Source organism: uncultured Streptococcus sp. (assembly GCF_938036805.1).
Classification (GTDB): domain Bacteria; phylum Bacillota; class Bacilli; order Lactobacillales; family Streptococcaceae; genus Streptococcus.
Genome location: NZ_CALHWC010000196.1, coordinates 1 through 12,506 on the forward strand (window position 1 = coordinate 1; position 12,506 = coordinate 12,506).

At 43.5% G+C, this 12,506-nt stretch carries 14 protein-coding genes; all 14 read right to left on the minus strand.

Annotated features, from left to right (window positions below; all coding sequences use genetic code 11):
- A partial coding sequence (gene nrdD, locus Q0191_RS08455) for an anaerobic ribonucleoside-triphosphate reductase (RefSeq protein WP_297665592.1) occupies window positions 1-1,451 on the minus strand: 1,451 nt, incomplete at its 3' end.
- 121 nt (window positions 1,452-1,572) lie between these two features.
- A complete protein-coding gene (locus Q0191_RS08460) occupies window positions 1,573-3,129 on the minus strand; it encodes a heme transporter CcmD (RefSeq protein ID WP_297665594.1) in 1,557 nt (518 codons plus the stop codon).
- Between the two features lie 35 nt (window positions 3,130-3,164).
- The gene (locus Q0191_RS08465; protein WP_297665596.1) at window positions 3,165-3,305 is read right to left on the minus strand and encodes a hypothetical protein; all 141 of its coding nucleotides are present in this window, start codon (window positions 3,303-3,305) and stop codon (window positions 3,165-3,167) included.
- 293 nt (window positions 3,306-3,598) lie between these two features.
- Window positions 3,599-5,134: a cardiolipin synthase gene (gene cls / locus Q0191_RS08470; protein ID WP_297665598.1), complete on the minus strand. Its 1,536-nt coding sequence runs from the start codon at window positions 5,132-5,134 to the stop codon at window positions 3,599-3,601.
- Between the two features lie 182 nt (window positions 5,135-5,316).
- Entirely contained in the window at window positions 5,317-5,814 is a 498-nt protein-coding gene (locus Q0191_RS08475; protein WP_297665600.1) for an SP_0198 family lipoprotein, read from the minus strand.
- A gap of 60 nt (window positions 5,815-5,874) precedes the next feature.
- Window positions 5,875-7,107 (minus strand): folylpolyglutamate synthase/dihydrofolate synthase family protein, encoded by a 1,233-nt coding sequence (locus Q0191_RS08480; protein ID WP_148888846.1) that lies wholly within the window; start codon window positions 7,105-7,107, stop codon window positions 5,875-5,877.
- 272 nt (window positions 7,108-7,379) lie between these two features.
- Window positions 7,380-7,691: a DUF1292 domain-containing protein gene (locus Q0191_RS08485; RefSeq protein WP_005591498.1), complete on the minus strand. Its 312-nt coding sequence runs from the start codon at window positions 7,689-7,691 to the stop codon at window positions 7,380-7,382.
- A 20-nt stretch (window positions 7,692-7,711) separates the two neighbouring features.
- Window positions 7,712-8,131 (minus strand): Holliday junction resolvase RuvX, encoded by a 420-nt coding sequence (gene ruvX / locus Q0191_RS08490; RefSeq protein ID WP_005591497.1) that lies wholly within the window; start codon window positions 8,129-8,131, stop codon window positions 7,712-7,714.
- Window positions 8,131-8,397, minus strand: coding sequence for an IreB family regulatory phosphoprotein (locus tag Q0191_RS08495; protein ID WP_005592119.1), 267 nt, complete (start codon window positions 8,395-8,397; stop codon window positions 8,131-8,133). The genes ruvX and Q0191_RS08495 overlap by 1 nt, the downstream gene beginning before the upstream one ends.
- A gap of 167 nt (window positions 8,398-8,564) precedes the next feature.
- Window positions 8,565-9,122, minus strand: a complete 558-nt coding sequence (locus Q0191_RS08500; RefSeq protein WP_297665605.1) for an SP0191 family lipoprotein — start codon at window positions 9,120-9,122, stop codon at window positions 8,565-8,567.
- Window positions 9,123-9,165: 43 nt separating this feature from the next.
- Window positions 9,166-9,732, minus strand: coding sequence for an SP0191 family lipoprotein (locus tag Q0191_RS08505; RefSeq protein WP_297665606.1), 567 nt, complete (start codon window positions 9,730-9,732; stop codon window positions 9,166-9,168).
- Between the two features lie 108 nt (window positions 9,733-9,840).
- Window positions 9,841-10,239, minus strand: a complete 399-nt coding sequence (gene spx / locus Q0191_RS08510) for a transcriptional regulator Spx (RefSeq protein ID WP_005591493.1) — start codon at window positions 10,237-10,239, stop codon at window positions 9,841-9,843.
- Window positions 10,240-10,324: 85 nt separating this feature from the next.
- The gene (gene recA, locus Q0191_RS08515) at window positions 10,325-11,473 is read right to left on the minus strand and encodes a recombinase RecA (protein ID WP_297665609.1); all 1,149 of its coding nucleotides are present in this window, start codon (window positions 11,471-11,473) and stop codon (window positions 10,325-10,327) included.
- Window positions 11,474-11,531: 58 nt separating this feature from the next.
- On the minus strand, window positions 11,532-12,506 hold a 975-nt coding region (locus Q0191_RS08520), incomplete at its 5' end, for a competence/damage-inducible protein A (RefSeq protein ID WP_297665611.1).

The window sequence follows — 12,506 nt, forward strand, 5'->3', positions numbered from 1 at the left end:
CGTTGGCCAAAAGCCCCATACTGATAAAGAATCGGTGCATTGGCTGGACTGGCTTCCTTGGTCCGCTCCACTCGGTAGACCAAAGCATCCTCAGCGATATTCATCCGCTCGTTAAAGATCTCCCAGAATTTATCCAAATCCCCCTCGGACTCAAGCGCAATCCGCGGCAGATTGACAGTAACAACTCCTAGATTCATACGGCCTGAGTTGACTTCCTGACCATTTTCATCCTTCCAGCCCTGCAGAAAAGAACGGCAGCCCATCGGCACCTTGAAGGATCCAGTCAAGTCGATAATCTTGTCGTAGGAAAGTACATCTGGATACATGCGCTTAGTGGCACACTCCAGAGCCAGTTCTTTGATGTCGTAATTAGGCGTTCCTGGCTCAAGATTAAGCCCGCGCTTAAGGGTGAAAATCAGCTTAGGGAAAATTGCTGTGCGGTGCTCGCTACCCAGTCCTTTGATACGGATATTGAGAATAGCCTTCTGAATTTCCCGCTCAAAACGATTGGTGCCCAGACCAAAGCCCAGCGAAGTAAAAGGAGTCTGACCATTAGAGGTGAAGAGAGTATTGATCTCATACTCTAGCGACTGCATGGCATCGTAGATATCCTTCTTGGTCTTCGCCCAGGCGTACTCTTCCTGCTTATCCGGCAAAACCCATTGCTCAGCATCCTTGAGATGCTTTTGGTAATTAAGCTCAGCATAGGGCGCCAAGACTTCGTCAATTCGGTCGGCCGAACAACCGCCGTACTGACTAGAAGCTACATTGGCAATGATTTGCGAGATTTGCGCTGTCGCAGTCTGGATAGACTTGGGACTCTCTACTTCTGCATTGCCAATCTTGAAACCATTTTTCAGCATGCCGTCAAAGTCGATCAGACAGCAGTTAGTCATCGGTGTATAAGGGCTGTAGTCCAAATCATGATAGTGGATATCCCCCTTCTGGTGGGCATTAGCCACATGAGGCGGCAGCATCTTAAGCCCAATGGACTTGCCAACAATCCCAGCCGTCAAATCCCGTTGGGTATTGAAAACATCGCTGTCCTTATTGGCATTCTCGTTGACTACCGTACGATCTTTGTTGAGGAGCCTGTCAATGCTAAAGTTGATATCCGTCGCTTTTGAGCGCTCAAAATCCCGTTGCGTGCGGTAAGTGATGTAGTTCTCCGCAATGGCATATTCCTTGGCATTCAAAAGCTCATGCTCAACGATGTTCTGAATCTCATAGATTTTGACATACTTAGCGAAGCGGCTGCTGATTTCTGCCACAACACGGTCTGTAATGGTTTCGAGCTTAGCTTCCAGCATGGGCGTCATGGGACCAAGGTCCTGAGCCGCTCGTACCATAGCCTTATAGATCTTAGTCACATCAAAAGCTACTCTCCGACCGTCTCGCTTCTCAACGTAGATGGTAGGCGCTGTATCAAATTTTGCTTCTCTTAAAATCATCACAAACACTTCCTCTTCTCAATTAATCATCTACCAAACATTATATCACTCCAAAACAAAAAATCAATATGTTGTGGTAAAAATGTTAATTTTTTATTTTACACACAACATATTGATTTGGTTACTTGCTTTGATAAAGCTTGAAGTGATTGAGTTCTAGGTCCACTTCTTCATAATCTTGAGAAATTTTCTTTTTTATATCTGAAAAGAGTTTCACATTTTTATTGACTAAAATAAACTTCGGACTCGCTTCGTTTAAAGCATTACGCAAGAAAATGCGATTTTCCTCCGTTCCTGTATAAAGCGACGGACTCAGTAGAGAAACAGCGGATAAACGCTGCGATTTTTTATAGAGGCTAGCTGTATTGTCCCAAGCATAAATGCTATCCTTGCTAGTGCTGTTTTCACGAATATGTTGGGCAGCCAGATTTCTCTCTGCTGAAACTCCATTGGATAGAATATACTCATTTACAAATGGATAAGCTAGGAGGTAAAGCATCGCAAGCAAAGGCAAAAAGAGTTGCTTGCCCAAGTAACGATTCCAGCTAGAAGCATTGGTAGGCTTACGGTGGCGTCTCTCATGTCCATCCCTGTCTCCACCTGTATCCAGCCATAAGGCTAGCAGGAGCAAGGCAAAAGGCAGGGTTATCAACAATTGATAAGCGCCCTTCTCTGGCAGCCCTAAAACTCCAACAAAGCTAATAGGGAGGCCTAGTAGCCCAATAAAGCGCATACCACGCGCGGCAGTTGGTTCTTCTTTGAAAGCAAAAGCCGTCATCAACGCTGTCGTAAAACCTAATCCTAGGAAAAGCAAACCATAATAGAGCAAATGATCTAATAAATAGCTGCTATTGAGACGAAAAGCCTCTAGAACATAAGTAGCTTGGCTAATCGCTACACCAAAAGAGCCATTCAAAACTGTATAGTAGCCCAGTGGATAAAAGACTAAAGAAAAACCTAATAGACCTGCTAACAACTGATAAAAACCACGCGCTTTTCGCTTTTCAGCTATATTGTACAAGAGCAAGAACAGCGTCGTCAATGAGTAAAAGAGCAGACTAAAAGCTGGCTCGATTAGAAAAGCCAAGGCTCCAACCATTCCAAAACGAATAAAAGACTCATCGCGGACACGCCCTTGTAAGTACTTCACGAGATGGTACAGACTCCGAAAGATAAATGGAAAAGCAAAAATAATAGAATAAGTTCCACCAAATCCCAGTGTCAGCACAAACAAATAGAACAGGACTGTAATCTGGCGAGCTAGACCACTTCTAACCGTTATTTGTGAAATTGTTTGGAAGAGATATATTCCTGCCAAGGTCAAAGCCACTACTTGGAAAAGTAAAAACAATAGCTGACCCAAAAATAAATTCCCCAACCAGCTTACCAAATAGTAGAGAAGACCGCTAGTTCCATAAATATTTGCATAAGCAACTTCTCCCTGAGTCAAGGCCCAGCTAGCATATAGATTTTGCGATTGCAAATTGGTGGCTAAGTTGGTTAGTAGAGGATTGATGACACTGGTCAAACTGACCAAGATACTCCAAAAAAATAGTTTTAAAGAAGGAACTGGCTCGATTATTTTCTCTATCTGCCGTCTCTCACTCGTATTTTGCCAGGTCTCTGCGGACGAAGATACTGAAATTTCCACATTTTCCTGTCGGTTTCTATCATTCATAAAAGTTCTCCTTGATTTCCATACTATATAGTATATCAAAAAGCACTCTTTCTGTCAGCCTTATCCTGACTTCCTTTCTCCTTTTGTCCCTTCTTTGCCAAACGCTCCAAATCGCGAAATCTCAGGTAAACTGGCCGCTTTTCTGGACAAGGAAGCCGATAAATTATTTTTGCCATTTCCATCTTTAATCCTCCCTTGATTCTCTGCTCCCGATTTACTATTCGTAAAATCAAGACACTAATCACAAGAAAGCATGATTTGTAGCTAATATCTCAGCAAAAGACAGAAAAAAGAGAGTGGGACAGAAATCGGTAATTCGTTAGAATTCGATTTCGTCGTCCCACCTCCGCACAGTTGAGTAGGGCTGTAAAAGCTGATGAAATCAGCGTAGTAGAGCCCACTCAACCACTGCGTCTTGCTCAACAATCCAAAGACAATTGAGGAGGCTGGGACTTTTGTCCCAGCCTCTTTAAAGTAGCGGAGCAAATAATTGCATGATTTCCTTCAGTAAACGCTGGTACCAGCTATTCTGGAGGGTTTCAAGAGAAATTTCTTTGGAAACATCAAACAAGTCTTCAAAATCCTGCTTAATATCCGCAATTGATTCTGTTTGATACATAAGAACAGCATTTTCATAATGGTGCACCAGACTACGGTAATCAAAATTAATAGTTCCTACCACGGCTAACTCATCATCTGAAATAACGTTCTTACTGTGGATAAAACCAGGAGTGTACTCGTAAATCTTAACATCAGCCTCCAGCAAGTCTGGATAAGCACCACGAGTGACTATCTGAATCAGCTTTTTATCAGGAATAAATGGCGTCACAATGCGAACATCCACCCCTCTCATGGCTGCATTTTTTATATCCTCTGTCAAATCATAATCAATAATCAAATAAGGAGTCGTAATATAGACATAATCGATGGCTTGATTGATGATATTCTGGTAAACAGTCTTGCCCACCTGTTCCTTATAAATCGGCTTGGGGCCACTACCATACGGAATATAAAGCCCTTTGCCTTCCACTCGCTGGCTATCAAAATGATAACGGTCAAAATCTGTAATTTCCCCGCGATTGATGTACCAATTCATTAGGAAAAGACGTGTCAAAGCCTTCACTGCTCGCCCTTCCAGGCGGACACCGCCATCTTTCCAATGCCCGAAGCGCACGATATGGTTGATATACTCGTCTGCCAGATTAATTCCGCCTGTATAGCCGACTTGTCCATCAACAACCAAAATCTTGCGGTGGTCACGATTGTTATAGGCCACCGTCATTCGTGGAATCACCTTATTAAACTTATGGGCATCAATTCCCATCTTGCGCAGCCTTTTCGTATAATCTCCTGGTAGAGTCGCCATACAGCCAATGTCATCGTAGAGCAACTTGACCTCAACTCCTTGCTGGACTTTATCTACCAAAATCTCAAGGACACGATTCCACATCACACCTGGATCAATAATATAAAATTCAAGAAAAATGAATTTCTTAGCTGAGCGCAAATCATCCAGCATGGCCTCAAACATCTCTTCGCCAAGGGGGAAATATTGCGAAGCCGTGCCATCGTAAACATCAGCATTGTGATCCATGCTCAGCAAGGACTTGACAATGCCAAAGGCTGATTTGTTTTCCTGCTTGAGTTCGACTCGCAGGTCATAGCTATTATCCTCTCGAAACTTCATTGAGTCCATTTTTTCCAGCTGCTGGATTTCTTTTTTGGAAAGGCGTCTCTCCCCAATCATCAGATAAAGCAGAAAACCAAAGACAGGTACGACTGCAAACAAGAGCCAAGTCACCTTGCTTTCGGGAGGCATATTCCGATTGACAATCGCCAAGATAGTCCCAATATATAAAGAAACAATGACAAGGGCTGACAACCAATTAGGCACCAACAGATTAAAATAGAAAAAGGCCGCAAAAACAAGAAATAATTCTAGTAACATGATAATGATGCTGAAACCATACTTGGACATCAGCAAACGAAACTTGCCTAGATCCATCTCAATCCTCCCTCGTTTCATATTTCATCTAGTATAACAATAATTAGCAGCAATTTCAAAACTTTTTAAAATAAAATAGTCTCTAGTCCAAGGTTAAAGGAAGTACTTGCACTCCGTTATCCACAAACGCAAAAAGCTGGGGCATCTGCCCAGCCTTTTGTAGAGTATTCCTTTTTTGAACATTATTGCTTGGTGAAGACAATTGTGTCATCATCATCGTTTTCCTGCGACAAATCTTCCAGAGTCAGTTGATTGCCCTCTACGCGATAACGCTTAACGTCATCTCCAACGATCATGGTTTGATTGGTTGGATCAACCTGCACCTGTTCAATTTCCTGCTCACCGTCGCGTTCGACTTTGGTCAGGGTTCCTTTATTTCCAGAAACTTCTAGGGTTAAGGCATCGCCTTCATGAGTGGCCTTATAGGTCCCGTCTAAGTCACTGGTAGCCGTTTGACTAGAGGTAGAAGCCTCTGAACTACTAGTATTTGCGCTACTGTTTGTATCTCTACTTGCCTTGCTACTTGATGACACTGTCTCAGATGACTGAGAAACAGAGGAACTCACTTGAGATTGAGCAGCCTGATCGGATGGATTTTGACCAGAATTGCCACAAGCTACCAATACAAAAGCGGTCATAGCCGTAAGGGCTGAAAGAACTAATTTTTTTGAAACCTTCATTTTGTTTCTCCTTTCTTTGTTCCACTTCTATTTTACCAAACAGGACTTTCTATGGTCAACTTATACACTCTGGAAGTAGGCTCGAACCTCTGCAATGAAATAGAGTGAGCCCGTTACAAAAAGAACTTGGTCAGCCGTCTGCTCTTGTTTAAAATTCTTAATAAAGGCTCTATAATCCGCCACATAATCAAAGTCCGCAGCTTCTGCCTGCCCCACAGATTCCCCATAGTCAAAGCTGGTCACCGTCACCTGAACCTCTGGCAAGTTCTCCTGCAAATAGGTCAGCATACCGCTGTAATCCTTGCGCTTCAAAGCTCCAAACAGCAGGCTGCACGTCTTGCCCTTCTGCCCCTTGATAAACTCGACCAAACGTGCCAGAGCTGGCAAATTATGGGCACCGTCCAGATAGATATTCGGACGAATTTCCTCTAGCCGCCCCGCCCAATGGGTCTTTCGCAAAGATGAAGGAAGCAAAGAAAAAGCAATTTCCCAGCCCATTTGTTTCATAAAAAGCAGAAAGGCCTGCAAAGCCAGCGCTGCATTTTCTTCTTGGTAAGCACCCTGCAGTCCCAAGGTTACATGCGATAAAAGAAGATCTTGATTCTTAAAAGAGCCATCAGAAAACGAAAAATCTCGCCCGTATTCATACAAATCCAAGTCCAAACTTGCTGCCCGCTGCTCACAGACCTGACGAGCCTCCTCCGGCAAGGGGCCAATGACTGCCGAACGACCTTTTTTGAAAATGCCAGTCTTCTGCTCCGCAATCGCTGTAATGGTCTGCCCCAACGTCTCCTGATGATCCAAGCCCACCGATGTGACCACTGCAACTTGCCCATCCAAGACATTGGTCGTATCCAAAAGTCCACCAATACCCACCTCGATGAGAGCCAGATCAACCTTCTCCTCTCTGAAATAAAGAAAGGCCAGCAAGGTCAAGATTTCAAAATAGGATAGCTGGTCGTGCGTCTTGACCAATTCTCTCTCCATCTCCTGAATCTGCCGCCCCCAGCGAACAAAATCAGCATCCGAAATCGGCAGGCCATTGATACAAATGCGATCATGGACGCTGATCATATGCGGCGATGTAAAGCTAGCTACCTTTTTTCCCTGATCGGCAAATAAATTCCGCATAAAAGCAATGGTAGAGCCCTTGCCATTCGTTCCCGTCACATGAATGACGGGGTAAGCCCGTTCAGGATTCCCCAGCAAATCTACCGCTCTCTGCATCCGTTCCAGACCTGAACGAAAATTTAGGCCAATACGACCATTCAACCATTTTTCAATCTCATTCATCATTTTCCTACATAAAAAGAGAAGCGAAGCGGACTTCAAATGTGAATCGCCACTCGCTTCTCTCTCTTTTCTATTCTTTGTAAAGAAACTAGCTGTGGCCAAGCTGAGATAAATTCTCAAACTGGCTGATTTTCTAATTTCTAAGCTCGGGCTAAAAAGGTCCCCCAGACCTTCCTCGCTTTCTAGTTTTCAAGCTCGGGCTAAAAAGGTCCCCCAGACCTTCCTCGCTTTCTAGTTTTCAAGCTCGGGCTAAAAAGGTCCCCCGGACCTTTTTACTCCTCCATAAAGCTGTTGAAGACTTCTTCAATCATATCCCACTCTGCATCAGAGTCTTCTGGGATTGGTTCCAATTCGCCTTCTGTGCCGTCTTCATTTTCTGTAAATGAGTAAGCTTGGATTTCAACTTCGCCGTTCTCATCTTCTTCAGCATTTACTGGTACCAAAAGTACGTAATTTTTTCCAAACTCTTCCTTACCATCAATCGTCAGAAGAATTTCAAATAAATTCTCATTACCTTGCTCATCTACCAAGGTAATCAATTCAGGCTGTGCCTGTTCGTGGTCATGATTATGATCGTGTGCCATAATTGTTTCCTCAATTCTTTCTAAAAGTTTCTATCTAAATAATTTTGTAAAATTAGCTGAGCCGCCAATTTATCAATTACTTTTTTGCGCTTGCTGCGGCTGACATCCGCCTGTTCAATCAGCATGCGCTCAGCAGCCACCGTCGTCAGACGCTCATCCTGATACTCGACCGGGATTTGGAAAAGCTGGGCAATTTTTTCGCCATAGGCCTTACTCGCTTCCACCCGTGGGCCACTGGTATTGTTCATATTTTTAGGAAGGCCAAGCACAAACTTGTCCACCTTATATTGCTCGACAAGCTCCGTCAAACGCTCAAAACCGAACTGCTCTTTCTCTTCATCAATCTGAATGATCTCAAGTCCCTGAGCGGTGAAGCCAAGTGGATCGCTAATTGCAACGCCCACTGTTTTCGAGCCGACATCTAGTCCCATAATTCTCATCAGAGGTCAATGCCTTGCCCTTTCAGATAATAACGCACCAGTTCCTCTACGATTTCATCGCGTTCATATTTACGAATCTGATTTCGAGCATTATTATAACGAGGCACATAAGCAGGATCTCCACTCAGCACGTAACCTACGATTTGATTGATTGGATTATAGCCCTTATCATTGAGTGACTTGTAGACATCGGTTAAAGTCTCACTAATTTCTTTTTTATTTGAATCATCAAGATTAAAACGTACAGTTTCGTCTGTAAATCCCACAATTACACCCTCTTTCTTTAAGAATACCATCATTATAGCATAATTACAGCAGTTTCACAAACTTAATCCATGTAAATTTTCTACTTTTTCGACATTTTTTCAACCATTTACCACTCCTTCCCATCAAAAAACTAGCCCTTTTCAAAGACTAGTTTTCAGCAAAAATATTAGGACGGATTGCTAATTTCCTTGCCCCCTTCATCTTGGAAGGACTTGATAAATTCTTCTGGAGTCTGAGACTTCATTTGGCTAAAGAGTGGTCCATAGGTCGGTACTTTAGAAGCCGCATCGTAATCAAGATTTGTCGGATCAATAATAAAATCAATATCAACAGTGCCTTTTTCGGTCACTTTAACATTCACTTGAATACCTTTTACTTGTTCAAGTTTATCCACTCCTGAACTTTGCTTGAAGCTCTTGCTCACCTCTTCTTGCAGAGAGGACAAGTCTTGACCAGCTAAGGCAGACTTAGCTTCTTCTGGCAAATTTTGTGAAATAGCAATATTCACTTTTTCATACTTCTTGCCCGCGTAGGTAACTGTCAAGGTCATCGTTTGATCGAGCCCTTGTACCTTTTGATTTAACTGATAAGACTTGGTAACCGATTTAGCTTCTGTCTTGCTTTGAACAGACTGATTGCTACCAGCTTTTCCACTATGTGATTGTTGTCCACAAGCTGTCAACACCGCCAAACTAGCCATTAAAAGTACTACTGATTTTTTCATTTCTTTCTCCTTTTTGGTTTTCTATGATTAACAAGAAGCTCCCTTACTGTTGCTCCTCAGCCCCGTTCATCAATAAATTATTGATGTATTCTTCAGGTGGCATCTTTGTCATTTCTTTTAGATTGCTATTTTTAAAATAATTTAAAGTGAGTGCCTTTTCAATATCCAAATTGTCAAAATCATAGGTTGACGTGATTTTCATTTCATTTTCATTTAGAATCTGAACGGTTCCGGTGAAACCAGCAACAGTTTTTGCCTGAGTATAGTCCGTATCCTTTTGCATTGATTCATCCAAGAGTCGCTGAGTCTCCTCCAGCCCCACTTCTTTAATCGCATTTTTGATACTATCATCCGTTGGAGTAATTCTCTCCATCATCACCTTGATAAAACGTTTCCCTTGATAAGTGATAATTTGACTAGATTGAATTCCTTGCTCATCTTTGGGGAAAACTAGTTTTTTGGTGATGACTTCCTGCTTTTCAGCCTGACTGATAATGGGAAGATTAGTTGTAATTTCCTCTTTTTTCCCCTTTGGCTTGTCTGCTTTCTTATGAGCGCAGCCAGTCAATATCACAGCTGCTAAGCCAAAAATTAGTAAAAATTTCTTCACGTTCCGTCCTCCTAAGAGATATTGTATCATAGTTTAACCGCTTGTCAATCATTTTTAGGTAATGAGACAGAAAAAAGGCAGCCTAAAAGGCGCCTTTCCTTATCTAAATTATAGAGCTGCTCGTAAGCGAGCCTCTGTATTCTCAACATTGCGCACTGCACGAGGCAAGAAGGCACGGATATCGTCTTCCTTGTAACCAACTTGGAGACGTTTGTCATCCACCAAAATCGGACTTTTCAGAATCCGCGGTGTTTCCATGATGATGTCAATGACTTCGTTTACACTCAAATCTTCAATATCAACACCGAGTCCTTTTGCATAACGGTTTTTTGAAGATACAATGCTGGCAATGCCATTTTCAGTTTTTGCTAAAATATCAAGAATTTCTTCTTTGGTAATTCCTTCCTTACCAAGGTTTTGCTCCTTGTAAGTCAATTGATGGGCGTTTAGCCAGGTCTTTGCTTTTTTGCAGCTAGTACAACTTGAAACCGTATAAATTGTGATCATGCAAGTACTCCTTTCGCTACACGATACTACTATCGTAGTATATTATACCACAAAAACCATCGGTCTTGCGACCTATTTTGAAAAATTATTCCTCAATTTCAAAGGCATCATCTAGATCAAGAGTCACTTCTTCTAATTTTTCAAGAGGAGCCTCAACCTTACCCTTCACTGCTTCTGCTGGCTCATCATCTTCAATCAAGCCGTATCGTACACGGACTTGACGGTCGATTTCATCAAAGACTTCTGGATGATCAGCCAAGTATTTCTTAGCATTTTCAGATCCTTGACCGATTTTTTCATCGTTGTAGGAGTACCAAGCACCCGCTTTTTTGATGATATCTAAGTCAGTCGCAATCTTAATCAACTCGCCCGTCTTAGAAATACCTTCTCCGTACATGATTTCCACAAAGGCTTCCTTGAATGGCGGAGCTACCTTATTTTTAACAACCTTGATTTTAGTTTCCTTACCAACGTTGGTATCCTTGGCATCGCCCGTACCCTTGATTTGGGTATTGCCACGGACATCCAGACGGACAGATGCGTAGAACTTGAGGGCACGTCCACCTGGTGTTGTTTCCGGATTTCCAAACATGACACCAACTTTTTCACGCAACTGGTTGATAAAGATGGCAATCGTCTTGGTTTTGTTGATAGAAGCAGACAGTTTGCGCATGGCTTGGCTCATCATCCGAGCCTGCAAACCGACATGGCTGTCACCGATATCCCCATCGATTTCCGCACGAGGTACTAGGGCCGCAACCGAGTCGATAACGACCAAATCAACTGCACCAGAATCAATCAATTTACCAGCAATTTCAAGACCTTGCTCCCCAGAGTCAGGCTGAGACAGCAGCAATTCATCAATGTTTACACCCAGAGCTGCAGCGTATGAGGGATCCAAAGCATGCTCAGCATCGATAAAGGCTGCAATCCCACCTTCTTTTTGCGCTTGAGCCACCGCGTGAAGGGCAACGGTTGTCTTACCAGAAGACTCTGGACCATAAATCTCAATAATCCGTCCCTTAGGATAGCCACCCGCACCAAGGGCGATGTCCAAAGCCAGAGAGCCTGAACTCATGACTTGAACTTTTTGCTCAGCTCGCTCGCCCAGACGCATAATAGCTCCCTTACCGAAGTCTTTTTCAATGTTTTTTAGGGCATTGTCCAAAGCTTTTTGGCGTTCATCTCCAAATTTCTTTGTAATTTCATCCAAATTTTTCTGTTTTTTTGCCATTTATTTCTCCTGTTTTTTTCTAAAATGTCTTTTGGCCATCTGTTCATTATACCAAAAATCAGTTCTTTAATAAAGTTTTTCGTACGAGGTTGAAGGCGTGCATGACGGCAATTTTCCGCACATCCCGTCGGCTGCGACCAGCAATATTGACCTCAATCATTTCCGTTCCTGATTCACTCGCTAAGCCAATAAAGACGGTCCCAGCTGGATGACCTTCCAGCGAATCTGGGCCTGCCACGCCTGTCAGACTGATAGCCAAGTCGCTCCGAGTCAGCTTTCTAGCCTGCTCTGCCATTTTCCCAGCCGTAAAAGCAGAAACAACGCCGTGCTGCTCCAGCTCTTCCAATGGAATATCCAGCATCCGGCTCTTTTCCTCCATACTATAAGTGACAAAGCCACCTGAAAAAATAGAGGACGCCCCAGCAAAATCCGCCAAAGTCGCTTGAAAGAGACCAGCTGTCAGACTCTCCGCCGCCGAAATCGTCTTCCCTTGACTCTTGAGCAAGTCAAAGGCCACTTGAGCCAGCGAATTGTCGTCCCCATAACCGTAGAAAATCTCAGACAAAGGCCGCCCCTCAAAAGTCTGATAGGCCAAAATAGACTTTTCCACAGCCTCAAACTTGGCATCAGCTTCAGCCTGACTCAGAGCCTTGGTGGACAAGCGCAGAGTCACTTCGCCCGTCTTTGCATAAGGAGCAATGGTCGGATCACTCTGTTGCTCAATCATCTCAGCCAAAATAGTCACCAACTGACTCTCGCCAATACCGAAGAAGCGGAGCACCCTTGAATACAATTTTTGGCCTGTGGATAAGAGGGGAACCAGCTCGTTATTGACCATAGGCTTGAGTTCGCTTGGCGGACCTGGCAGGACCACATAGGTCACTCCATCAACCTCTAGTAAACCACCAACGGCCAAGCCTGTCGCATTTGGTAACGGAGTCGAGCCTGTAACCAGCTGGGCCTGACGCTCATTGTTGGGCGTTCGAGCATAATCTGGTCGACTGGCAAAAAAACGATCCAACTTTTCCACAGC